Source organism: Bradyrhizobium sp. 23AC (assembly GCF_054863025.1).
On record NZ_JAVAYN010000003.1, the window covers coordinates 126,175 to 148,575 of the forward strand.

Sequence of the window (22,401 nt, forward strand, 5' to 3'; positions counted from 1 at the left end):
TCGCATCATTCGGCGGGAACGGCGGCCTCGCGCAGCCGGATCGAGTAATTCGAGGCATTCTGCCTGCCGCTGGAGGCCGCGCGCGCAAAGGTGATGAGGTGGTGCGCGATCAGGGTGCATCCGATCAGGCCTTCGACATCGCCGCGCTTGATGCGCCCGAGCGCGAACTTCCAGAACACGCGCTTGTAGTCGCCGAGCACGCCGACCTTCCAGAAGATGTTGCGCAGCATGACGAGGCCACGCCTGATGTTGGCCCAGGTCTTCATCTCGTCCGGGGTCGGCACCTTGAGGCGGTGAACATAAACGTGGTCGCATTGATACTGGAAGCGCGCATAGACCTTCTCGGGCGCATACGCGACCGCCATGGCGTGCTTCCAGGACGCCACGACGTCGTCATAGGGCAGCAGGAAGTCGACGTTGGAATCGCGGCCGTCGTCCTCGATCAGGCGCCCCTCGCGCTCCAGCCGGTCCCACAGCGGCGTCTTCGGCAGCGCCTGAAGCAGGTTGATCGTCAGCAGCGGAATCCGGGACTCCTCGACGAAGCCGAGCAGCGCCTCAGACGTATTCGGCTTGTCGGTGTCGAGCCCCATGATGATGCCGGAGACGACCTCCATGCCGTAGGAGTTGATGGTGCGCACGCCCTCCAGGATCGGGACCATCATGTTGTGGTCCTTCTGCATCGCCTTCAGCGCGTCGGGATCGGGCGTCTCGATTCCGCAGAAGATGGTGATGAAATAGGCTTCGCGCATCTTCTCGAGGATCTCGGGCCGCTTGGCGATGTTGAGCGTCGCCTCGCAGGCGAGCCGCACCACGTAGCCAGTCCGCTTCTGCCATTCGATCAGATGCGGCAGCAGGTCCATCGCTGCCTTGCGGTTGCCGATGAAATTGTCGTCGACGAAATAGACCGTGTCGGTCATGCCGCATTCGCGCAGGCGGTCGAGCTCGGCGATGATCTGCTCCGGCGACTTGAGGCGCGGGTTGCGCCCGTAGAGGCCGGGGATATCGCAGAACTCGCACTGATAGGGACAGCCGCTGGAATATTGGATGCTGCCGAGGAAGTATTTCTTCACGTCGGCAAGCTCGTAGGCCGGGATCGGAAACTCCGTCATCGGCACGCGGTCTTTGGTGGTCAGCACCACCTGGGCCTCGGGACGCGAGGTGTCGCGCGACAGGATCTCGATCAGCTGGTTGGTGGCATCGCCGAGCTCACCGACATGGAGATAGTCGAAGGACGGATAATAGTCGGGACAGGCACTGACGGAGGGACCGCCGAGCGCGACCGGCAGATCGAATTCATGCGCGCGGCGGCAGATGTCGTTCATCTGCTGGCGCTGGATGTGCATGCCGCTGACGAAGACCGCCTCGGCCCACTCGAACTCTTCCCTGGTCGCCCGACGCAGGTTCTCGTCGACGAATTTGACCTGCCACTCCCGAGGCAGATAGGCCGCGAGCAGCAGCAGCCCCTGCGGCGGCATGAAGGCGCGGACACCATCGGTCAGGGGATAGGAATGCTCGAACGTCCCGAACGAGGAGGTGTAGCGCGGAAATACACAGAGGATCCGCCGGGACGTTCCGTTACTTTCAGCTCGCATCAAAGCTCCCCCGCCACGCTCGATCTGGTTGCGGAAATAGCCAGCCAGACACATAGCGTAATGCCGTCGCCGGAATTTCTCAATATTGTGGCACAACCATAATTCGGAGAGGGACCAATGGTTTCCTAAAGCCTTTCGGGGCTTCCAGCCTCAGGCGATCAGCCGCGAGGCAAAATCGGGCAGCAGGCCTGCATCGCCGGCAAGACGGAAATCGGCGCCTGTAATCCCGGCCTGCACCAGCCAGTCGTCGAATTCCGGCGCGCGGCGCAGACCGAAGACGTCACGGACATAGAGCGCGTCGTGAAAAGACGTCGACTGGTAGTTCAACATGACGTCGTCGGCGCCGGGGACACCCATGATGAAGGTGACGCCGGCGGCGGCGAGCAGCGTCAGCAGATTGTCCATGTCGTCCTGGTCCGCCTCGGCGTGGTTGGTGTAGCAGATGTCGATCCCGAGCGGCAGGCCGAGCAATTTGCCGCAGAAATGATCCTCCAGTCCCGCCCGGATGATTTCCTTGCCGTCATAGAGATATTCCGGACCGATGAAGCCGACCACGCTGTTGACCAGCAGCGGGGCAAAGGCGCGGGCGACCGCATAGGCGCGCGCCTCGCAGGTCTGCTGGTCGACCCCGTGATGGGCGCCCGCCGACAGCGCCGAGCCCTGGCCGGTCTCGAAATACATCACGTTCTGCCCAACCGTGCCGCGCCCCAGCGACAACCCGGCCTGCTGCGCCTCCTTCAGAAGCGCAAGGTCGATGCCGAAACTGCGATTGGCGGCCTCGGTGCCGGCGACCGACTGGAAGACCAGGTCGACCGGCACGCCCTGCCCGATCAGCGCCAGCGTCGTCGTGACATGGGTCAGCACGCAAGCCTGCGTCGGGATCTTCAGCCGCGCGATGATCTCGTCGAGCAGTCGCAGCAATTGCGCGATGACGGCCGGATCGTCGCTCGCAGGATTGATGCCGATGCAGGCATCGCCGGCACCTAGCATGATGCCGTCGAGGATCGAGGCGGTGATGCCCCTGGCATCGTCGAACGGATGGTTGGGCTGCAGCCGCGTGCTCATCCGCCCCTTCAGGCCGATGGTATTGCGGAAGGCGGTGGTGACCTCGCATTTCCGCGCCGCCAGGATCAGATCCTGGTTGCGCATCAACTTCGACACCGCCGCTGCCATCTCCGGCGTGATGCCGCCCGCCAGCTTGCGCAGGACCTCCGGCGTCGCCGCATCCGACAGCAGCCAGTCGCGGAAGCCGCCGACCGTCAGGGACGCCACCGGCGCGAAGGCCTTCGCGTCATGGCTGTCGATGACGAGGCGGGTGACCTCGTCGGCCTCGTAGGGGATCACGGCTTCCTGCAGGAATTGGCCGAGCGGAACGTCTGCGAGCGCCATGCGCGCCGCGATCATCTGCTCGGCGGTGTCGGCGGCGATCCCGGCCAGCCGGTCGCCGGAACGCGGCGGCGTCGCCCTGGCAAGGAGGTCACGCAGGTCCGCGAAGGTGTGGGTCGTGGCGTCGATGGTATGGCGGTAGACCAAGGGTCTCTCCGGGGTGCGTCGGCCGGTGGCCGACCTAAGACTATCCTGAAACTCTACCTTTGGATCAAGACGCTGAAATAACTTGCCTTTCCTACGACCAAGGACGGAGGCAGCCAACGGCCGTGTTAACGCCGCATCCATCTTCGTTCTGCATAGTTTTGCATCAAATTCAAACCACCCCGCTCACCGGCCGCCTCAGGCCATTCCGGGCCCCTGAACACCATGACATCAGACCGATCTGGGAATGCCGCCAAGCTGGCCGGCCGTTTCACGCTTGCCACCAAGCTCTATGCGATCTTCGCGCTGTTCGCGCTGCTGACGGCCGCGATCGCGATGCTGTCCGACTACAACAGCCGCCGCGGCGCCGACCTGACCAGCGCGATCGAGACGGCGAACGCCGCGGCGCTGAACGTCGAGCGCGTCAACTCGCTGGTCTATGCGGTCGTGATGGAATCGCGCGGCGTCTACATGTCGACCGAGCCCGCCGTGGTGAAGAAATACGGCGAGGGCCTGCTCAAGTTCAACGCCCAGATCCTCGATGTCGTGAAGCGTTGGGAGACCATCGTCAAAGCCGACGATGCCGAGCAGTTCGCCACCTTCAAGAAGCGCATCGAGCAGTTCGTCGAGTTCCGCAAGGAGCTGGTGCGCCGCGGCGTCGAGATCAACGCGGCCGCGGGCCGCGAATGGGGCGACAACGATGCCAACCGCACCGTGCGCTCGGCGCTGAACAAGGATCTCGAGGCGCTGTCCAAGGTCTATGCCGAGCGCGCCAGACAGATCGCGCGTGAGACGGAGACCAATCGCACCCTCTCCTTCGTCCTGACCTGCCTCGGCGGCGTGGCGCTGGCCCTGGTCGTGATCGGCATCGTCATCATCGCCCGCTCGGTCGCCCGGCCGCTCGCCGCGATCACCGCGACCATCAAGCAGGTCGCCGACGGGACCGAGAATGTCGTGGTGCCGCACTCCGACCGCGCCGACGAGATCGGCGCGCTGGCGCGCGCGATCCAGGTCTTCCAGGAGGCCATGGGCCGCAACCGCAACCTCGCCTCGCAGGTCTCGCAGGGCTCGGCCGCGCGCGAGGAGCGCGCGCGCCACATCGAGCAATCCGTCGAGGAGTTTCGCGGGGCGATCGGCGCGATCATGCGCGGCCTCAGCGACAACGCCTCCACCATGCGCGAGACCGCGCAGACCATCACGCGCGTCACCGCGGACGCTAGCAGCCGCGCCGGCACGGCGGCGAACGCCACCGAGCAGGCCTCGCACAACGTCACGGCGGTGGCCGGCGCGGCCGAGGAGCTGTCGGCCTCGGTCGTCGAGATCGGCCGCCAGGTGCGGCAGAGCGCCGGCGCGGTCGAGCAGACCGGCCAGCGCACCGAGAAGTCGATCTCGGAGATCGAGAGCCTGGCCGCGGCCACGCAGCGCATCGATGGCGTGCTCAATCTGATCCAGGCGATCGCCGAGCAGACCAATCTGCTGGCGCTGAACGCGACCATCGAGGCCGCGCGCGCCGGCGACGCCGGCCGCGGCTTCGCCGTGGTCGCTCATGAAGTGAAGGCGCTCGCGGGCCAGACCGCCAAGGCCACCGCCGAGATCAGCGAGAACGTCTCGATGATCCAGGCCTCGACCCGCAACGCGGTCGATGCCGTGCGCGAGATCGGCGGCGCGGTGCGCGAGATCAACGAGGTCACCTCGGCGATCGCCGGCGCCATCGGCCAGCAGGACGCCGCCACGCGCGAGATCTCGTCCAACGCGCAAAGCGCGGCGCAGGGCAACGAGACGCTGGTCGCCAACATCACCTCGCTGCGCGACGCCATCGGCGAGACCGATACCGCCGCATCCTCGGTGTTGACGGCGGCGGGCAGCCTGACCGAGACGGCAGAGACGCTGTCGCGGGAGGTCGAGAAGTTCTTCCAGAACCTGCGCGCGGGGTCGGCGGACGGCCGCATCGCCAAGGCGGGATAACGGCGCGTCCACCGCTGCAGGGCCTTCGGTGGGGTCGCTCCGACAAAAAACTGAAAAACAGCCCCATGCACAGTAGCCGGGGACAGCTGAATCAACGGCTTAGCTGCCGGCGCGAAATCATTCTGATTTTACGAAATAGATTTGACTCGTCGGGCAAGACACCGGCATGATGTCATCATGGCGATGGCGGTCTGCTCGGGATCCTAGTCGCCCCACCCGGGGGGCGTCCCGTTCGCCGCGCCCTCAGGCGCGCCGGACGTAACCATTGAAGCTGAGGAAAGCACCTATGGCGCCAGTTATCAGCGCTACCACGACGGTAGCGGCCCGGCCGCTGTAGACGGTCGAACCGATCGCCACCGCGACCTGCGGCAGGACGATACGCATGATGCCGCCGAGGGTCATCAGCCAGCCCATTACTGTGATGATCGAGCGCCAGTCCGCCTGCCATCTATTGTGCAGATTGATGATCGCGAGGCCCGCAAGCAACGACAGCAAGCCGGACAGATAGAACAGGATGCCCGTGTGGAGCGCCTCCACGATCATGCTTTGGTACATGCCGAGGTTGATCAGTATGCCGAGCGCGATCGCGACAAATGTTGGCCCCATCAGCCTGGCGAGAAATAGCGAGCGGTCCATTATGCGTCTCCGCCGCGCGAGCTGCCCGTCCAAGGGACAATTCGATCATCGGGCAGGCGCGCTATGCGGCAATTCATTGTTGCCGAGTACCGGCTGCCCTGGTGCTCGGTCCAGTGGCGGATGCGGCCTTGCGAGGCCCATCGTACCGGGCGGCGTCTCGTTGCTCGCCGTCCTTGTGTCGACCCGATCAAGCGTCGTGACGAACGCCGCGAGTATTGCGACGATCACCGCAGCAGCAAAAAGGACGACTGAGGTGCGGTGGCTATTCCACTCGTTACTCATGAGGGGCCTCCACAACTAACAGAAACGTAATAGGACTGGGATGGTTCCCAGCGCCGCTACCGCCGGGTGCCGCCGTTATCCCCGTCCGCCCTGCCCTTGTGAGCGGACATGGACAGCCATGCTGAGCTTGTCTCGCTTCGCCACGCCGAGCGTTCGCGACAGCTCACAGCATTTAACAACGCCTAACGAGCCATTGGCGAGCTTCCAGGCCATGTTGCATGGACAGACGAAGGACTGTCCTGCCCCGCAGGCACCGATCGCCCGAAGCCAGGAGGCCATCCCATGCCGGTATCATCCAATTCGTCATCCGATTCCGGGATCATCATTGACAGAGATCGGCGCGCGCTTCTGAGCACCGCCGTGCTTGGAATTGCAGCAGCGATTTCCGCGAGCGTGTTTCCCGCGCACAAAGCATCGGCTGCCGGCGAGAGCGCAATTCGCCCCTTCCGGATCGATGTCCCCGAGGCCGATCTCGTTGAGCTTCGACGTCGTGTGCTGGCGACACGATGGCCTGACCGCGAGACGGTTTCCGATCAGTCGCAGGGGATCCCCTTGGCGAAGCTCCAGCCGCTGATGCACTATTGGGGGACGGCGTACGACTGGCGGAAGATCGAAGCCAGGATGAACGGGCTTCCGCAATTCATCACCGCTATCGACGGGATCGACATTCATTTCATTCACGTGCGCTCCAGGCACCCCAATGCGCTCCCTGTCATCATTACCCACGGCTGGCCGGGATCGGTCTTCGAGCAGCTCAAGGTGATCGATCCGCTCACGGATCCAACGGCCCATGGCGGGCGGCCCGAAGACGCGTTCGACGTGGTGATCCCCTCGATGCCTGGCTACGGATTCTCAGGCAAGCCGCTCGATACCGGCTGGGGTCCTGAGCACACCGCGCGCATCTGGGCAGAACTCATGAAGCGACTTGGTTACACCCATTACGTCGCCCAGGGCGGCGACTGGGGTTCGCCGGTCTCCAGCGCGATGGCGCGGCTGGCGCCGGCAGGCCTGCTCGGCATTCACATCAACTTGCCGGCGATCGTGCCGCCCGAGATCGCCGCGATCCTCGCCGCCGGCGGGTCTGCCCCGGCGGGCCTGTCCGAGAAGGAACGCACGGCGTTTGACGCATTCAGCGCGGCGGCCAGGATGGGCAACCGATCGTATGCGGTGATGATGGGAACAAGGCCGCAGACGGTCGGGTACGGCTTGACGGATTCTCCCGCGGGACTGGCGGCCTGGATGCTCGGTCATCCAGGCTTCTCGCATTGGAATTACGATGGCACCGACCCCGAGAAGTCCCGCGACGAGGTGCTGGACGACATCACGCTCTACTGGCTGACGAACAGCGCGGTTTCATCGGCGCGACTTTACTGGGAATACAGCGGGCGAAGTCCCGCTCTCGCCGCCCCCGAGAAGACCGCGGAGATCTCGCTCCCGGTGGCCATCACCGTCTTTCCCGGCGAGAGCTATCAAGCCCCGGAGACCTGGGCCCGGCGCGCTTATCGTAACCTCACCTACTTCCATGAGGTCGACAGAGGCGGTCATTTTGCGGCCTGGGAGCAGCCCGAGCTTTTTTCCGCGGAGCTGCGCGCCGCGTTCAAACCGCTTCGGCCCGCAATCTGACGCACTCGGCGGCTCGACATGTCGATCAACGCATGACGAAGCCGCCGTCGACCGAGATGGACTGGCCGGTGACATAGCTCGCAGCATCGCTGCATAGCCACAGAACTGCTTTCGCGATCTCCTCGGGACGCCCGACACGCCCCATCGGAATGCTTTTTTCCATGGCCTTGAGCGCATCGCCTTGCCCGTCGGCCACCATCTGGTCCACCATCGGCGTCCATATCAATCCCGGGCAAATGGCATTGACGCGGATACCACGCGTTCCATATTCGAGCGCCGCGCTCTTGGTGAACCCAAGGATGCCATGCTTCGCGGCGTGATAGATCCCGCGTTCCGCACCTCCGACGAGACCGCCGAGAGACGAGCAATTGACGATGGCGCCGCTGGCCTGCTTGCGCATCTGCTGCAATTCGAACTTCATGCAACTCCATACGCCCTGCAGATTGACTCCCATGACACGGTCATAGTCCTCGCGAGTGGTGTCGGCTGTCTCCGCGAGCACATTCTGGACGCCAGCGTTGTTGTAGGCGGCATCGAGCCGACCGAAAGTCTCGACCGTCCTTGAGATCATGGCTTCGACCTCGGCATCATCTGCCACATTGCACCGGATGCCGATCGCCTTGTGACCTCGAGCATTGAGTTCGTCGGCGGCGGCGCGCGCCGCATTCTCGTTCCAGTCGGCTAGCGCGACAGACGCCCCCGATTCCGCGAAAGCCCTTGCGGTCGCGAGACCGAGACCGGACGCTGCGCCGGTCACCAAGGCGACCTTGCCTTCGAATGAAATGTTCACGTCACGATCTCCTTTATCGATAGACTCGTCGGGCTGCCGATCGGGAGCTGCCAAGCCGCCCCGATAGACAGCACCCTGCCCGCCGTCACACCGTCAGCAGCGTCTTGATCGCGCGGCGCTGGTCCATCGCCTTGTAGCCGTCCGCGACCTGGTCGATTGGCAGGGTCAGATCGAACACCCTGCCCGGCTTTATGCGTCCATTGAGGACGCGGTCCATGAGATCGGGCAGGAACCGCCGCACCGGGGCAGGACCGCCCATCATGCGCCGCTGGCCGAAGAACAAGGCCTGGCCGTCGAACGTCACACCGTGGGGAACACCGACATAGCCGATGCTGCCGCCGGGACGCGCGCATTCCAGGGCCTGCGACATCGCTTCCTGGGTGCCGACACATTCGAGCACCGAATCGGCGCCGACGCCCCGGGTCAGGTCCTTGACACGTGCGATGCCTTCTGCGCCGCGCTCGACGACGATATCGGTCGCGCCGAACGCTTTGGCCAGATCCTGCCGCGTCTTGTGGCGGCTCATGGCGATGATGCGCGAGGCGCCCATCTCTTTCGCCGCAAGCACGCCCATGAGGCCGACCGCGCCGTCACCGACCACCGCGACCACGGAGCCCTGCTTCACATTCGCAGCGTCGGCCGCGTACCAGCCGGTCCCGAGCACGTCGGAGGTCGCGAGCAGATGCGGGATGAGATCGCTGCCCGGCACTTCCCTGGTCGCGACAAGCGTGCCGTCCGCAAGGGGGACACGGGCGTAAGGCGCTTGCGCGCCCGACATAAACTCGCGCTTTTCGCATGACGATTGAAAGCCGAACTTGCAGTGCGGGCAAGTATTGTCCGACAGGCAGAACGAACCAACGACGAACTGGCCGGGCCTGACGGTCCGCACCGCACTGCCGATCTCGACGACCACGCCGCAATATTCGTGACCCATATGTGCGGGGCCGTCACTCGGCTGCAGGCCGCGATACGGCCAGAGGTCGGAGCCGCAGATGCACGTCGCCGACAGCTTGATGATGGCGTCGGTCGGGTGGACGATTTTGGGATCGTCGACGGTTTCGTAACGGACATCGCCGGGTCCGTAGAGGATTGTCGCTTTCATTGCTTTTCTCCTTCGAGTCACAAGCCGGACTCGCCGACACACAGGCCGCGCATCGCGTCGAGGCACAAAGCGACAGCGCAAAGACCCCGCTCCACGCGACCGCCGGGTGCGAAGCCCAGCCCGCGCGTTTACGACATCATCTAGGGTCCCGGGCGGTGGCCGATTAGTCGATATAATTTGCTTGCATTAATCGATCCGGGCCATGAATAGTGGCGGCCATGGCAAGCCAGGATTTCAACGATTTGCTGGCTTTCGTGGCCGTCGCCCGCGAGCGCAGCTTCACCAAGGCCGCAGCGAAACTGGGCGTGGTGCAATCGACGCTCAGCCATACGATCAAGCGCCTGGAATCGCAGATGGGGCTGCGGCTGCTCACGCGCACGACCCGAAGCGTCGGCCTGACCGAGGCGGGCGAGCGCCTTCAAAAATCAGTTGCGCCCCGCATCGAAGAGATCGAGCGCGATATCGCCGCGCTGATGTCGCTGCGTGACAAGCCGTCGGGCACGATCCGGATCACGCTCTCGGACCATGCGCTGGACACGGTCGTCTGGCCGAAGCTGTCGCCCGTCCTGAAGAAATACCCCGACCTCAAGGTCGAGTTCAGCCTCGACACGGCCTTCCGCAACATCGTCGAAGACGGCTTCGATGCGGGCATCCGCCTCGGCGAAAGCGTCGAGAAGGACATGATCGCGGTGCGCATCGGTCCGGACTGGCGGCTCGTCGCGGTCGCCTCGCCTGCCTATCTGAAGGAGCATCCGAAACCAAGACATCCGCAAGACCTGCTGAAGCACGTCTGCATCAAGCGGCGCGCGGCCGCAGGCGGCCACTATGTGTGGGAGTTCGCCAAGAACGGTCCCGACCTCCGGGTGCGCGTCGAGGGACAACTGACCTTCAACGATTCCCGGGCGATGATCGACGCCGCCGTCAAAGGTTTCGGCATCGCCTATGTCCCCGAGGACATGGTGACACGGCACGTCCGATCCGGTGAGCTCGTCATCGTGCTCGACGACTGGTCGCCGAAATTCGACGGCTACTATATCTATTATCCGACCTCGCGGCAGAACTCGGCTGCATTCAAGGTGATCGTCGACGCGCTCCGCCATCGCGAAACGCGAGGAAGACGCGGCTAGTTTGCCTCGGCGGTTTCGTGCGCGGCGGTCGCGCAACCACCTTCGCGTTCCGCAAACAAACGATGCTTTCCGTATTTGAACGACACCGTTGCGCCAACGCGCGCTTATGGCATCACGCGAGCTTGTCGGCGGGTTATGTCGATCCACATCTGAGCGCACCGGCAGCGTGCTGCGCCGGCTGATGATGGAGATCGACCATGAACGGACTCAAAATTCTCGCTGCCGTCGCCGTGTTGTCGGGCCTGACCGCGAGCGCCGCCTACGCGCAATCCGGCTTTGCAGGCAGCCATCCCGATACTTACGAGGCCGAGAACCCCAATCGCAACCTGGATGGTACGCTGACGCCGGCAGGCAGGCTGGGTCTCGAGTTGCCGGATGGCGCAGCGCCTGCACAAGGCGCGGACAACGCCCTCGCCCGCATGGATGGCGCCGCTTCACGTTCCTGCGCGGAGCGTTATCGCTCCTATGATGCGGCAACAGGCACCTTTCTCGGTCAGGATGGCATCCGCCGCGTTTGCAAATAGCGCGAAGCCACATCAACAGATCAAGCGCTGGTGCTCTATCCCATCACCCCGCCGCGCTTGATCAGCTCCTTGCCGACAGCGGCCAGATGCACCTGGTCCGGGCCGTCGCCGATGCGGATGAAGCGGGCGTAGACGTAAGCACGCGCCAGGAACGTATCCTGCGAGACGCCGGCGGCGCCGTGGATCTGAATCGCGCGGTCGATGACGCGGGCGGCCATGCTGGGCACCACGATCTTGGCCGCGGCGATCAGGTCGCGCGCGGCCTTGTTGCCTTCGCGGTCCATCTTGTCGGCGGCTTGCAGCGTCAAGAGCCGCGCCTGCGCGATCTCGCAGAACGAGTTTGCGATGTCCTCGCGCACCGAGCCCTGCTCAGCGAGCGGCCTGCCGAAGGCCACGCGCGAGACGGCCCGCTGGCACATCAATTCGAGCGCACGCTGGGCGCAGCCGATCAGCCGCATGCAATGGTGGATGCGGCCGGGCCCGAGCCGCCCTTGCGCGATCTCGAAGCCGCGGCCCTCGCCGAGCAGCATGTTCTCCGCAGGCACGCGCACATTCTCGTAGACGATCTCGGGGTGGCCGCTAGGGGCGTCGTCATAGCCGTAGGTCAACATGTCGCGGACGATGCGCACGCCCGGCGAGTTTCTGGGCACCAGGATCATGGATTGCTGGCGGTGGCGGTCGGGATCGTCGGGCGCGGTCTTGCCCATCACGATCAGGATCTCGCAATCCTCGTTCATCGCGCCTGATGTGAACCATTTGCGGCCGTTGATGACGTAGTCGTCCCCGTCGCGCGTGATGGCGCACTGGATATTGGTGGCATCGCTGGAGGCGACCTGAGGCTCGGTCATCGAGAAGCCGGAGCGGATGCGGCCCTCCAGCAGCGGCTTCAGCCAGCGCTCCTGCTGTGCAGGCGTGCCGTAATTCGCCAGCACCTCCATGTTGCCGACATCGGGCGCCGAGCAATTGAAGACCTCGGGCGCCCAGAGGATGCGGCCCATGATCTCCTTCACCGGCGCATATTCGAGATTGGTCAGACCCGGGCCGTGCTCGCCGGAGAGAAAGAGGTTCCAGAGCCCCTGCTCCCGCGCCATCTTCTTCAGGTCCTGCAGCACGGGCGGCGTCCTGTAGCGCGCGGCCTCCGGCTTCACCTGCTCGTAATAGAGCTCCTCGACCGGCTCGACATGTGTCCGCATGAACTGCCGGACGCGGTCCTGGAGCTCCAGCGAACGGGCGGAATGTTGAAAGTCCATTTTAGTCCTCCCGCTCGCCGACCTTCGCGTCAGTCTCGTAGGGTGGGCAAAGCGTCCGCCGTAGCTCGAAGAGCGAAGGCGGAAGCGTGCCCACGCTCCTGTTTCCGTATTGAGTAGGCGGTGGGCACGGCGCAAGTGCGCCTTTGCCTACCCTACGATTCCGAGTTCGCGGAGAGAGCCCCGCCCCTCACGTCCCTTTCAGCAATTCGCTCGCGACGACCCAGTCGTTGCCGTCGAACTGCAGCATATAGCCATCCTTGATCGGACGGAAATCCTGCGGCGTGGTGTTGAGCGTGATGCCGGGCATCAGCAGCGACAACGGCACGCTCTTCAGGTTCGCAGCCTGCGCCATGATGTTCTCGCGCGTCAGATTGTCCTTGCACTGCTTCAGCAGCACCACCAGCGCCTCGGCGACGGTGTACCCGTAGAGGCCGGCGACGTTGTTGACGTCGGCATTGGGCAGGCGCTTCTTCATGAAATCGATATAGGCCGTCATCGCCGGATCGTTCTTCGGCGCTTCGACGAACGGCTTGAGCGCGCCGAGCGAGAGCACGCCTTTGCCGGCCTCGAGGCCCGCAGGGACCATCACGGTCGCCTTGTTGGCGCAGCCGCTAGCAAGGAAGCGCGTGGGCTGCCAGCCGACCTCGTGGGCTTTCCGGATCGCCTGCGCGCAGGCGCGCGGCGTCACCGAATAGATCATGAAGACGTCAGCCTTGGTGTTCGCCAGCGTCAGCACCTGGGAATCGACGGTGGGATCCGCGACCTCGAAGCTTGAGGCCATCGCGATCGCCTTGTCGGCGTCGGCGCCGAGCGCCTCCTTGACGCCGCGCAAGTATTCCTTGCCGGCATCGTCGTTCTGATAGAGCACGGCGAAGCGCGCATTCGGGTTCTTGGCGCGGGCATAGGCGACGTCGATCGCGGCCTCGCTGGTGTAGTTCGGCGCCCAGGGCAGCGCCATCGACCACGGCATGTTGGCCGGATCGTTCCACTTCGAGGCCGAGCTGATCAGGAAGAGCTGCGGCACCTTGTTGCTGTTGAGGTATTTTGCGATCGCCGAGCTTGGCGCGGTGCCCATGGTCGCGAAGATGAAGGCGACGCCGTCGCCTTCGACGAGCCGCCGCGCCGCCTCCATGGTCTTGGGCGGCGAAAACGCGTCGTCCAGCGAGATCAAATTGAGCTTGCGGCCGGCAACCCCGCCCTTCTCGTTGACCTCGTCGAAATAGGCCGCAATGACCCTGCCCGTGATGCTGAGGGGCGAAGCCGGCCCGCTATAGGGCATGGTGTTGCCGATCTTGATCTCGGTGTCGCTGACGCCGGGACCGTAGGATTTTTGCGCGGAGACGGATGTGGACAGGCAGGCGGCAGCGAGCGCTGCGGCCAGGGCCAAGGCGGCTTTCATGGTTTCTCCCCGGTGATCTCCGCGCGAGGCGGCCGCGCGGCGTGCTGCTTTTTGTCAGCGCGTCAGATCAGCGGAGTTCCGCAACATGGTCTTGCGTCGAGTTGCTGATGGCTTAGCCGCGCCGCTTCAAGCTGAAGCCCAAGCTGATCCAGCCCGCTCCCGCCATGATCAGATCGATGCCGAGGAACAGGCCGAGGATATAGACGCTGTTCACCGGCCAGCGTGCCACGATCAGCAGGCCAAGCAGCAGCGTGATGACGGCCGACAGTGCCACCCAGACCCACGGGCTCTCACGCTTCATGCTGAAGGCGAGAAACAGCCTGACGGCGCCCGACGCGATCAGCGAGGCGCCGAGAAACAGCGTCAGCAGAACGGCTGCGAATAGCGGATTCTCGAAGGTCAGGAAGCCCGCGATCACGTAGAGCACGCCGAGCAAGGCCCAGATCAGGAACTTGCCCCAGCTCTTCATCTGGAACGCGCCGATGATCTCGGTGACGCCCGCGACGATCATCATGGCGCCGACCACGATCACGCTCGCCACCGTCGCCATCACCATGCTGCCGAGCGCGACGAAGCCGGCGATGAGATAGACGACGCCGAGCGCGACGATCCAGCCCCATTTGGCATGCAGCGCCGCGATGCCGGAGCCGAGACTTGGGTGATGTGACGTGTCCGAAGCACTGGTCATGACGGCCACTCCTGCTTGCGTAGCCCGGGGCACGCGCCAGAATAGCACGCACCGTGCCGGGACGACAGCCAGCAGAGCATCCGTACCGGCAGTAACATTGACGTAAATCAAGATCGACTGCGGCGCGTCAGGCGCGCGACCGCTCCATCTCGAGCTCGGCCTTGAGGTTGTCGAGATCGCGGTAGATCGACGCAACCGCCAGCACGCGGCCGTCCTTGCGGTACTTCAGCAGGCAGTCCTTGCCTCCGATGCTGCCGTCGATCACGACCTCGTCAAAGCTCTCGGCGTGGCCGACATAGTTGATCGGCACGTCGTAGTGTTGCGACCAGAAGAACGGCACGGCGTCGAAGCGCTCGCGCTTGCCGAGCATGTTGCGCGCCGCGGTCTGGCCCTGGCGTTCGGCAACGACCCAATGTTCGACGCGGATGGTTTGCCGGGAATGCGGATCGGGCCAGCGCGCGATGTCGCCGGCCGCGAAAATGCCGGCGACACTGGTTTCGAGATATTCGCTCACGCTGACACCGCGGTCCGCCGCAAGGCCGGCGTGCTCGGCCAGCGCAAGGCGCGGCCTGACGCCGATGCCGACCACGACGAGGTCGGCTTCGATGACAGCTCCGCTCTTCAGCGTGGCGCGGGTGCCGTCGACCTTTTCGACCGTGTCCTTGAGGTGAAAGATCACGCCGTTCTCTTCATGGAGCGACCGGACGAAGTCGCCCATCTCGGAGCCGAGCACCTTCTGCATCGGCCGCTCTTCCGGCGCGACCACGTGCACCTCGATCTTGCGCGCCCGCAAGGACGCCGCGACTTCGAGGCCGATGAAACTGGCGCCGATGACCAAAGCGCGCCCGGCACTCCCCGCGGCCTTGATGATGGCGCGGCTGTCGGCGACGGAGCGCAAGGTGTGGACATGCGGCTGGTCGGCGCCCGGGATCTGCAGTTTGACGGGCTCGGCGCCGGTCGCGAGCAGCAGCCGGTCGAACGGAAGCCTGTCGCCATTGCCGAGCGTGACGTTGCGCGTCTTCGCATCGATGGCGGAGACGTCAGTGTTGAGCCTGAGATCGATGCCCGCGTCCTGATAATAGTCCTCGCCCCGCAGCGGCAGCCAATCCTCCGGTGCGCTGCCCGCGAGATAATCCTTGGAGAGGTTGGGCCGGTCGACCGGCATCACGCCGTCATCGCTGAGCATGGTGATGGCGCCGGCAAAGCCCTCGCGCCGGAGCGTCTCGGCGGCCGCGAAGCCGGCTGCACCGCCGCCGACGATGACGAATTTCTCCGGCGTCGGCGCGTTGCGATGAGCGATCGACGGCCTTGGCGCCTCGCGCTTGCGCCGAACGATGATGTTGTCTCGATCGCGCGCGACCTCCCACACCGCCAGCGCGTTCAGCGCCGGCGGGCGGGTGGCTTCGCCCGTGCGCAAGGAGAAGCAGGCGTGATGCCAGGGACAGCGGATGGTGTCGCCCACCACCAGGCCCTCGGCGAGCGGCCCGTGGTAATGGCTGCAGGCCGGCTCGATCGCAAAGATCTCGCTGCCGGCCTGCACCAGCAGGACGTCTTCCTCGCCGACATGACCGAGCAGTTTGCCATCCCTGAACGCGGTCAGCGACACGCCTTTGCTCAGGTCGGGTCCGCTCGGCTTGTTGTTCTCGGTCATGGCGCCGTCTCCTTGAGCAGCCGCGGGTCAATCGTCCGAATTGGCGAGCCCCAACAGTTCCTGGCGCGTCAGCGCATTGTCGCGGAACACCCCGAGCATGCGGCTGGTGACGAGATCGGTCCCGGGCTTGTGCGCGCCGCGCGTGGTCATGCAGTGATGCGTCGCCTTGATGATGACGCCGACGCCTTCAGGCTTGAGCACATCGTTGATGGTATTGGCGATCTGCGCGGTCATCTTCTCCTGGATCTGGAGGCGCTTGGCGTAGATGTCCACCACGCGCGCAAGCTTGCTGATGCCGACGACACGGCCCTGCGGGATATAGGCGACCCAGGCGCGGCCGACGATCGGCGCCATGTGGTGCTCGCAATGGCTCTCGAAGCGAACGCCGCGCAGGACGATCATCTCGTCATAGCCTTCGATCTCCTCGAAGGTCTTTTGCAGGATTTCCGTCGGATCCTGCGCATAGCCGGAAAAATACTCTTCGAAGGCACGTGCGACCCGGTCCGGTGTCTCGCGTAAACCGTCGCGCGCGGGATCATCGCCGGCCCAGCGGATCATGGTCCGGATCGCCTGCTCGACCTCCGCCCTGTCGGGCCGTTCGACCGGCGCCTGCGCCACCGCGACACGTTCCAGCTTGCGCACTTGTGACATCATCGAGATCCTCCCCTGCAACGAGCCGCATATAGAAGCGGCTCCTCAGCTTGGACGGCTGCAATCGCAAAAGGTTCCCAGGATCGGGAAAAATCGGAGGGACAGCAGACAAGCCAGCCGGCCGGGCGAGAAACGACCTTTATGAGGCCGCTTTCCGGACCTCGACCACCGCCCGCGCCCATTCGGCCGGGCGCTCCTGCGGCAGGTTGTGGCCGGCATCGGTGAAGACGCGCCGCTCGAATGGGCCCTCGAACTTGCGCGCGTGATGGGCGGTGCCGGGATTGACGCCATCGCTGTCGCCATCGATCGCGATGGTCGGGACGCGGATCGGCGGTTGGGCCGCGAGCTTCGCTTCGATCGCGGCGTAGGCAGGGTCGCCCGCGACCAGCGCGTAGCGGTGGCGGTAGGAGTGGATCACGACATCGACGAAGTCAGGATTGTCGAACGACTCCGCGCTCTGCTCGAACGTCGTGTCGTCGAACGCCCATTTCGGCGACCACATCGCCCAGAGCTGGCGGGCAAAGCCGCGCCGGTTGCGCTCCAGCGCGCGGCGGCCGCGCTCGTTGTGGAAGAGATATTGGTACCAGAGCGCCGCCTCTTCCGGCGGCGAGGCCGGCTCCATGGCGCGGGCGATGTTCTGGATGTTGTAGGAGTTGCCGGAGACGAGCCCGACCACGCGCTCCGGATTGAGCGCAGAGACCACGCAGGCCGCGCGCCCGCCCCAGTCATAGCCGCCGACGACCGCACGCTTGATGCCGAGCGCGTCCATGAAGGCCAGCAGATCGGCGCCGAGCGCCGCCTGCTCGCCGGAGCGCGGCGTGTCCGCGGAACGAAATCGCGTCGGTCCATAGCCGCGCAGCCAGGGCACCAGCACGCGCGCGCCAGCCTCGGCAATGATCGGGGCGGTCTCGGCATAGGCGTTCGCGTCATAGGGAAAGCCGTGGCCCATGATGCAGGGCCAGCCGTCGGGTGCGCCGTATTCGCGATAGGCGATGTCGAGGACGTCCGTGGTGATCGTTTTTTGTTGCATGATTGTTTCACGGATTGAGGATTTCGTAGCCCGGATGGAGCGCAGCGCAATCCGGGAACGCCAGCATCCCCGAATCCCGGATTTCGCTGCGCTCCATCCGGGCTACAATAGGTCTACCGCTGCGGCCCGGACAGCGAGATGTCGCGCTCGGCGCGAAAGACGTTGCTGTAGAGATTGGCGATCCATTGCCGGCCGATCTCGGTCTTGTTGAGGTAACCGATCTCGGTCTGGATGTGCGGTGCGACGCTGTTCCAATAGAATTGTGGATAGCGGTTCACGATGTCGGCCGGCGAATCGTAGCCGAGCTGGCGGTTCATGCCGACCTCTTCGAACTCGTAATAGAGCGCGTTGGCCTTGCGCAGATAATTGGGATCGCCGAGCTGGCCGATGAAATCGGCGGCGCGCAGGATCGAGGCTTCGTCGTCATAGTCCTGGCCTTCGCGTGCCGGAAAGCGCGTACCCTCGATGGCGCGGGCAACGCGCTCCGGATCGACCCCGGGAATGTGCCGCAGCCGCCGGGTCACGTAGAGCTTCGAGCGATCGACGTGATACATCATCAGACTCGCATCCGATGCACCGCGCGGTAACGAGACCTTGGTGTCGGCCGCGTCGATGACGAAGCCGTCCGCATCGTCCTCCTCGAACAGCCCGCGCACATAGCCGATGTCGTGGGCGAGGCAGGCAATCAGGACATGGACATAATCCTCAGCCGACAGATGGGTATGAAGACTTCGGCCGCCGAGGATGGCCTGAGCTGCCAGCGTCACCAGCATCGTATGTTCGATGTTGTGGTAGAGCGCGTCGCTGTTGCCGATGCATTCCATCGCGGTGCGGGTCGCACTTTCGATGATGTTGGCAGAAGTCTCATCGTACCGGCGACGCATGAACTTACCGAGGAAGCCCTCGAGGGATTCAGCCGCCAGTCTCGGTAAGGTTATCATGGCTGCAGCCCCGTCCGCCGCTGGTGTCCCATGCCATCTCCCGACGTCTCATTCTTGTCCGCGACGCAAGGACCAGCATAGCCCATCTTGGGCCGGCTGACCAAACCCTTGGGAACGCGATTACGGAAATATGTTACCGTTGTGCTATGCAAGATCGCGGTTGCGGTGAAGACGCGGCACACCCCGGCGGCGAGCCCGGCCGACGAGGCCGCGTTTATTCCACCATCACCACGTCCACGGCGACGCCGAGCTTCTGCTTGGGCGAGCCGACGATGATGCCGTCGACCGGCGAGACGTCCGAAAAGTCGCGCCCGACCGCAAGCACGATATGGTCGTTGGCAATCAGCAGATCGTTGGTCGGGTCGAAATCGACCCAGCCAAGCTCCGCCCCGCACCACAGCGACACCCAGGCATGGGTGGCATCGGCGCCTTGCAAGCGGGCCTGGCCCGGCGGCGGAATGGTGCGTAAGTAGCCGCTGACATAGGCCGCCGGCAGACCGAGCCCGCGCAGCCCTGCGATCATCACATGGGCAAAGTCCTGGCAGACGCCATGTCGCTTGTCGAAGACCTCGTTCAGCGGCGTCGAGATCACCGTCGCCTTGGGGTCGTAGCGAAACTCGGTGCGGATGCGATGCATGAGATCGACCGCGCCCTTGAGGATGCCCGCGCCCGGCGCAAAGCTCATCCCCGCATAGGCGCTGACCGGACGCAGCACCGGCACCAGCGGGCTCGCGAAGACATAACCGACCGGCGAGGACGGCCCGAGGCTGGTCGCCTCGAAGGCGATGTCGCGGATGCTCTCCCAGCTCGGACTGTCGACATCGCGCGCCGGCGGCTTACGTGACACGGAGACACGCGAACGCGAGTCGATGCGCAAATTGCGATGCGCCGCTTCGATCACGATGCTTTCGGTCAGCGTGCCGAAGAAGTCGCGCCGGACGTTGCGCTCGGACGGCCGCGGGCGGATCTCGACCTTGTGCGAGATCAGCTCCTGGCCGCCGCCGCTCCTGGGCTCCAGCCGCAGCGTGCAGCGGGCGAAGCTGACCGGATTCTCGTATTCGTAGGTGGTGACGTGACGGATGTCGTAGATCACGCCAGCCCCGTCAGCTTTTCCGGCCGGGCGGCATTGGGGCCGTGCGGGAAGTAGTGCTGCCCGATCGCCTCGGCGAGGCTGAGCAGATCCTGCTCCAGCGCGAACAGCGTCTTGACCTCGAGCTTCTCGGCCTCCGCGGTCGCCAGCATCGCCTGCATCGCCACCGCAAGGCGCTGCGGCTTCTCGATCAGGCCGTGCTCCTTCAGGCTGGGCAGCGCGGCAATGTGTTCGTTCAGCGTCGTCACCTGGAACGCCACCGAACGTGGATTGTAGCCGTCGAGCACGGCAAGGTCGCGCACCGGCGCCAGGATCGGCGCCAGCAGATAGCGCGAGCGATAGGTGATCTGGCAATCCACCAGCGTCAGCAGGATGTCGAGATCCTCATCGCCGGCCTCGTCATAGGCGAACTGGCGGGTGAAGCGCGTGGTGTTGATGGCGCGCTCGGTGCGGCGGCCGATGTCGAGGAAGCGCCAGCCGGCGGCGCGGTTCATGTTCTCCTGCGCCAGCCCTGCGAGGCTGGCGAGTTCCTGCAAGGTCAGCTCGGCCGCGCTCAGCACACCGTCGTCGCCCTCGACCTGGTAGGCCAGGCGCTCGGCCATCTCGGTGATGACCTGCCAGGCATCGGGCGACAGCCGCTCGCGCAAGGAGGTCGCCGTGCGCTGCGCCGCGCGCACCAGCGACAGCGCCGAGCCGAAACGTTCCGCGCTCTGCAACGCTTCGGCGGTGATCCGCCCTGGCGCGGCGCGCGAGGTTTGCGAGATCGCGCCCCAGGCCACCAGCAGGCGCTGGATGCGTTCGCCCGACTGCAGCGAGGCCGCGGTGCCCTTGTTGGGCCCGCTCGGCGAGCCCAAGGCGCGCACCAGCCGCAGCGTCGCCTCGGCGCGTTCGAGATAGCGGCCGAGCCAGAACAGATTGTCGGCGGCGCGGCTCGGCAGCACGCCGGCGATGCGGCGGATGCGGACCTTGTCGGTCGCCGGCAGCAGCGTCGCGGTCGAGACCTGCTTGTCGGAGACCACCCAGACGTCGGCGGCGCGCGCGCCGTCGCCCATCGACACCGCGCGCGCATCCGCCTGCTCGGCGATCCGGCAGAAACCGCCGGGCATGATGGCCCAGCCGTCGGGCGTCGCCGCAGCGAACACGCGCAGCACGAAGGGACGCGGCGTGATCTGGCCCTGCTCCCACACCGGCATGGTCGACAGCCGCACCACCTCCTGGCCGACATAATCCATGCCGCGCGCGGCGATGGCGTCGATCAGGCGCTGGCGGTCGCTCGCATCCAGCTCGCTCGCGAGCACCGGCCCCGCGCTGTCGAAACCGGGCACGCCGCGCCGATAGGCGCCTTCGATCGCGACCTCGTCGAGCCGCGCCAGCACCTCCTCGCGCGCGCTGCGCTGGCCGCACCACCAGGTCGCGATATGCGGCATCTTCAGCTCTTCACCGAGCAGGCGGCGGCTGAGCGCCGGCAGGAAGCCGAGCAGCGCCCGCGCCTCCAGCACGCCCGAGCCCGGCATGTTGGCGACGACGACGCCGTCCTTGCGCAGCACGTCGATCAGGCCGGGCACACCGAGATGCGAGGAGGCATCGAGCTCAAGCGGATCGAGCGAATTGGAATCGACGCGGCGCAAGAGCACGTCGAGCCGCTTGAGGCCCGCAACGGTGCGGATGTGGATGCGGTTGTCGCTGACGGCGAGATCGTCGCCCTCGACCAGCAGGAAGCCGAGATAGCGCGCCAGCGTCGCATGCTCGAAATAGGTCTCGCTGAAGCTGCCGGGGGTGAGCACGCCGATCCTGGGCTCGTCGCGGTCGGCACGCGCGCGAAGACTGTCGCGGAAGGCCTCGAAGAACGGCGCGACGCGCGGCACGTTCATCGACTTGTAGAGGTCGGAGAAGGCGCGCGAGAGCACGAGGCGATTCTCCAGCGCGTAGCCCGCGCCCGACGGCGCCTGGGTGCGGTCGCCGAGCACCCACCAGCGGCCATCGGGTCCGCGGCCGACATCGGCGGCATAGATCGACAGATAGCGCCCGCCCGGCGGCGGCACGCCGCAGACGGGACGGAGATATTCGGGACTGCCGGCAATCGCGGCCGCCGGCAGCGCGCCTTCCGCGACCAGCCGGCCCTCGCCATAGATGTCGGCCAGCACGAGCTCGAGCAGCTCGGCGCGCTGGGTGATGCCGGCGCAAAGCTGCTGCCAGTCGGCCTCGTCGATCAGGAGCGGCAGATGGCTGATCGACCACGGCCGGTCGGCGCTGTCGCCGGGCGCACGGTAGGTGACGCCGGCCTCGCGCAGATGGCGGTCGGCCATGCCGAAGCGACGCTCGATCTCGTCGGGCGCGAGCGCGCCGAAGGCATCGAAGAAGCGGCTCCAGACCGCGCGCGGGGCGCCGTCGGGGCCCAGGAACTCGTCGGGAATGCCGGGCAGGCGGCGATAGTCGCGGACCCATTGGGCAAGGCGGCGCTGGCCTTCACGCTGGCCTTGCGCCCTACCCGCCTTGTCCTGCTCGGCTGCGCCCTCGCTCATGCGCCTCT

The 22,401-nt window shown here is 65.3% G+C and carries 18 protein-coding genes; 4 read left to right on the forward strand and 14 right to left on the reverse strand.

The window, feature by feature from the left end; translation table 11 throughout:
• Window positions 1-5: 5 nt before the first annotated feature.
• Window positions 6-1,592, reverse strand: coding sequence for a B12-binding domain-containing radical SAM protein (locus tag RAD10_RS09005; protein WP_461617165.1), 1,587 nt, complete (start codon window positions 1,590-1,592; stop codon window positions 6-8).
• A 150-nt stretch (window positions 1,593-1,742) separates the two neighbouring features.
• Window positions 1,743-3,125: an ethanolamine ammonia-lyase subunit EutB gene (locus RAD10_RS09010; RefSeq protein WP_461617166.1), complete on the reverse strand. Its 1,383-nt coding sequence runs from the start codon at window positions 3,123-3,125 to the stop codon at window positions 1,743-1,745.
• Window positions 3,126-3,347: 222 nt separating this feature from the next.
• Between RAD10_RS09010 and RAD10_RS09015 the strand changes: the two genes are divergently transcribed.
• The gene (locus tag RAD10_RS09015; RefSeq protein WP_461617167.1) at window positions 3,348-5,087 is read left to right on the forward strand and encodes a methyl-accepting chemotaxis protein; all 1,740 of its coding nucleotides are present in this window, start codon (window positions 3,348-3,350) and stop codon (window positions 5,085-5,087) included.
• A 243-nt stretch (window positions 5,088-5,330) separates the two neighbouring features.
• On the opposite strand, the gene RAD10_RS09020 is transcribed toward RAD10_RS09015, so the two are convergent.
• The gene (locus RAD10_RS09020; protein ID WP_018315684.1) at window positions 5,331-5,723 is read right to left on the reverse strand and encodes a hypothetical protein; all 393 of its coding nucleotides are present in this window, start codon (window positions 5,721-5,723) and stop codon (window positions 5,331-5,333) included.
• A 564-nt stretch (window positions 5,724-6,287) separates the two neighbouring features.
• On the opposite strand from RAD10_RS09020, the gene RAD10_RS09025 reads away from it, so the two are divergent.
• Entirely contained in the window at window positions 6,288-7,628 is a 1,341-nt protein-coding gene (locus RAD10_RS09025; RefSeq protein WP_461617168.1) for an epoxide hydrolase family protein, read from the forward strand.
• 25 nt (window positions 7,629-7,653) lie between these two features.
• Here the strand turns inward: RAD10_RS09025 and RAD10_RS09030 are convergent, their stop codons facing one another.
• Window positions 7,654-8,418, reverse strand: a complete 765-nt coding sequence (locus RAD10_RS09030) for an SDR family NAD(P)-dependent oxidoreductase (protein WP_461617169.1) — start codon at window positions 8,416-8,418, stop codon at window positions 7,654-7,656.
• 85 nt (window positions 8,419-8,503) lie between these two features.
• A complete protein-coding gene (locus RAD10_RS09035) occupies window positions 8,504-9,520 on the reverse strand; it encodes a zinc-dependent alcohol dehydrogenase family protein (protein ID WP_461617170.1) in 1,017 nt (338 codons plus the stop codon).
• Window positions 9,521-9,738: 218 nt separating this feature from the next.
• Here RAD10_RS09035 and RAD10_RS09040 point away from each other — a divergent pair, with 218 nt between their 5' ends.
• Together RAD10_RS09040 and RAD10_RS09045 are read left to right on the forward strand one after the other, a co-directional pair.
• Window positions 9,739-10,647 carry a LysR family transcriptional regulator gene (locus RAD10_RS09040; RefSeq protein WP_461617171.1) on the forward strand — a complete coding sequence of 303 codons (909 nt, stop codon included), beginning with the start codon at window positions 9,739-9,741 and terminating at the stop codon, window positions 10,645-10,647.
• Window positions 10,648-10,844: 197 nt separating this feature from the next.
• The gene (locus RAD10_RS09045) at window positions 10,845-11,171 is read left to right on the forward strand and encodes a BA14K family protein (protein ID WP_461617172.1); all 327 of its coding nucleotides are present in this window, start codon (window positions 10,845-10,847) and stop codon (window positions 11,169-11,171) included.
• Between the two features lie 35 nt (window positions 11,172-11,206).
• Here the strand turns inward: RAD10_RS09045 and RAD10_RS09050 are convergent, their stop codons facing one another.
• The 9 genes from RAD10_RS09050 to RAD10_RS09090 all read right to left on the reverse strand — a co-directional run bounded on the left by RAD10_RS09050 (window position 11,207) and on the right by RAD10_RS09090 (window position 22,393).
• Window positions 11,207-12,421 carry an acyl-CoA dehydrogenase family protein gene (locus tag RAD10_RS09050; protein WP_461617173.1) on the reverse strand — a complete coding sequence of 405 codons (1,215 nt, stop codon included), beginning with the start codon at window positions 12,419-12,421 and terminating at the stop codon, window positions 11,207-11,209.
• A 187-nt stretch (window positions 12,422-12,608) separates the two neighbouring features.
• The gene (locus RAD10_RS09055) at window positions 12,609-13,820 is read right to left on the reverse strand and encodes an ABC transporter substrate-binding protein (protein WP_018315678.1); all 1,212 of its coding nucleotides are present in this window, start codon (window positions 13,818-13,820) and stop codon (window positions 12,609-12,611) included.
• A 112-nt stretch (window positions 13,821-13,932) separates the two neighbouring features.
• A complete protein-coding gene (locus RAD10_RS09060; protein ID WP_461617174.1) occupies window positions 13,933-14,508 on the reverse strand; it encodes an HdeD family acid-resistance protein in 576 nt (191 codons plus the stop codon).
• Between the two features lie 127 nt (window positions 14,509-14,635).
• Complete coding sequence (locus RAD10_RS09065) at window positions 14,636-16,159, reverse strand: FAD-dependent oxidoreductase (RefSeq protein ID WP_461617175.1); 1,524 nt, start codon at window positions 16,157-16,159, stop codon at window positions 14,636-14,638.
• Window positions 16,160-16,186: 27 nt separating this feature from the next.
• Window positions 16,187-16,813, reverse strand: coding sequence for a GTP cyclohydrolase I FolE (gene folE / locus RAD10_RS09070; protein WP_461617176.1), 627 nt, complete (start codon window positions 16,811-16,813; stop codon window positions 16,187-16,189).
• Window positions 16,814-16,949: 136 nt separating this feature from the next.
• Window positions 16,950-17,840, reverse strand: coding sequence for an alpha/beta fold hydrolase (locus RAD10_RS09075; protein ID WP_461617177.1), 891 nt, complete (start codon window positions 17,838-17,840; stop codon window positions 16,950-16,952).
• A gap of 113 nt (window positions 17,841-17,953) precedes the next feature.
• Window positions 17,954-18,781: an HD domain-containing protein gene (locus tag RAD10_RS09080; RefSeq protein ID WP_091953406.1), complete on the reverse strand. Its 828-nt coding sequence runs from the start codon at window positions 18,779-18,781 to the stop codon at window positions 17,954-17,956.
• Window positions 18,782-18,995: 214 nt separating this feature from the next.
• Window positions 18,996-19,874 carry a transglutaminase family protein gene (locus tag RAD10_RS09085; RefSeq protein ID WP_461617178.1) on the reverse strand — a complete coding sequence of 293 codons (879 nt, stop codon included), beginning with the start codon at window positions 19,872-19,874 and terminating at the stop codon, window positions 18,996-18,998.
• Window positions 19,871-22,393 carry a circularly permuted type 2 ATP-grasp protein gene (locus tag RAD10_RS09090; protein ID WP_461617179.1) on the reverse strand — a complete coding sequence of 841 codons (2,523 nt, stop codon included), beginning with the start codon at window positions 22,391-22,393 and terminating at the stop codon, window positions 19,871-19,873. Before RAD10_RS09090 ends, RAD10_RS09085 begins: the two co-directional genes overlap by 4 nt.
• Window positions 22,394-22,401 lie beyond the last annotated feature (8 nt).

What these genes read in the sequence shown, in the direction of transcription:
- RAD10_RS09005 (WP_461617165.1), bottom strand. Translation starts at nt 1,592, where the DNA reads ATGCGAGCTGAAAGTAACGGAACGTCCCGGCGGATCCTCTGTGTATTT.
- RAD10_RS09015 (WP_461617167.1), top strand. Translation starts at nt 3,348, where the DNA reads ATGACATCAGACCGATCTGGGAATGCCGCCAAGCTGGCCGGCCGTTTC.
- RAD10_RS09020 (WP_018315684.1), bottom strand. Translation starts at nt 5,723, where the DNA reads ATGGACCGCTCGCTATTTCTCGCCAGGCTGATGGGGCCAACATTTGTC.
- RAD10_RS09025 (WP_461617168.1), top strand. Translation starts at nt 6,288, where the DNA reads ATGCCGGTATCATCCAATTCGTCATCCGATTCCGGGATCATCATTGAC.
- RAD10_RS09035 (WP_461617170.1), bottom strand. Translation starts at nt 9,520, where the DNA reads ATGAAAGCGACAATCCTCTACGGACCCGGCGATGTCCGTTACGAAACC.
- RAD10_RS09040 (WP_461617171.1), top strand. Translation starts at nt 9,739, where the DNA reads ATGGCAAGCCAGGATTTCAACGATTTGCTGGCTTTCGTGGCCGTCGCC.
- RAD10_RS09045 (WP_461617172.1), top strand. Translation starts at nt 10,845, where the DNA reads ATGAACGGACTCAAAATTCTCGCTGCCGTCGCCGTGTTGTCGGGCCTG.
- RAD10_RS09050 (WP_461617173.1), bottom strand. Translation starts at nt 12,421, where the DNA reads ATGGACTTTCAACATTCCGCCCGTTCGCTGGAGCTCCAGGACCGCGTC.
- RAD10_RS09055 (WP_018315678.1), bottom strand. Translation starts at nt 13,820, where the DNA reads ATGAAAGCCGCCTTGGCCCTGGCCGCAGCGCTCGCTGCCGCCTGCCTG.
- RAD10_RS09060 (WP_461617174.1), bottom strand. Translation starts at nt 14,508, where the DNA reads ATGACCAGTGCTTCGGACACGTCACATCACCCAAGTCTCGGCTCCGGC.
- RAD10_RS09065 (WP_461617175.1), bottom strand. Translation starts at nt 16,159, where the DNA reads ATGACCGAGAACAACAAGCCGAGCGGACCCGACCTGAGCAAAGGCGTG.
- folE (WP_461617176.1), bottom strand. Translation starts at nt 16,813, where the DNA reads ATGATGTCACAAGTGCGCAAGCTGGAACGTGTCGCGGTGGCGCAGGCG.
- RAD10_RS09075 (WP_461617177.1), bottom strand. Translation starts at nt 17,840, where the DNA reads ATGCAACAAAAAACGATCACCACGGACGTCCTCGACATCGCCTATCGC.
- RAD10_RS09080 (WP_091953406.1), bottom strand. Translation starts at nt 18,781, where the DNA reads ATGATAACCTTACCGAGACTGGCGGCTGAATCCCTCGAGGGCTTCCTC.
- RAD10_RS09090 (WP_461617179.1), bottom strand. Translation starts at nt 22,393, where the DNA reads ATGAGCGAGGGCGCAGCCGAGCAGGACAAGGCGGGTAGGGCGCAAGGC.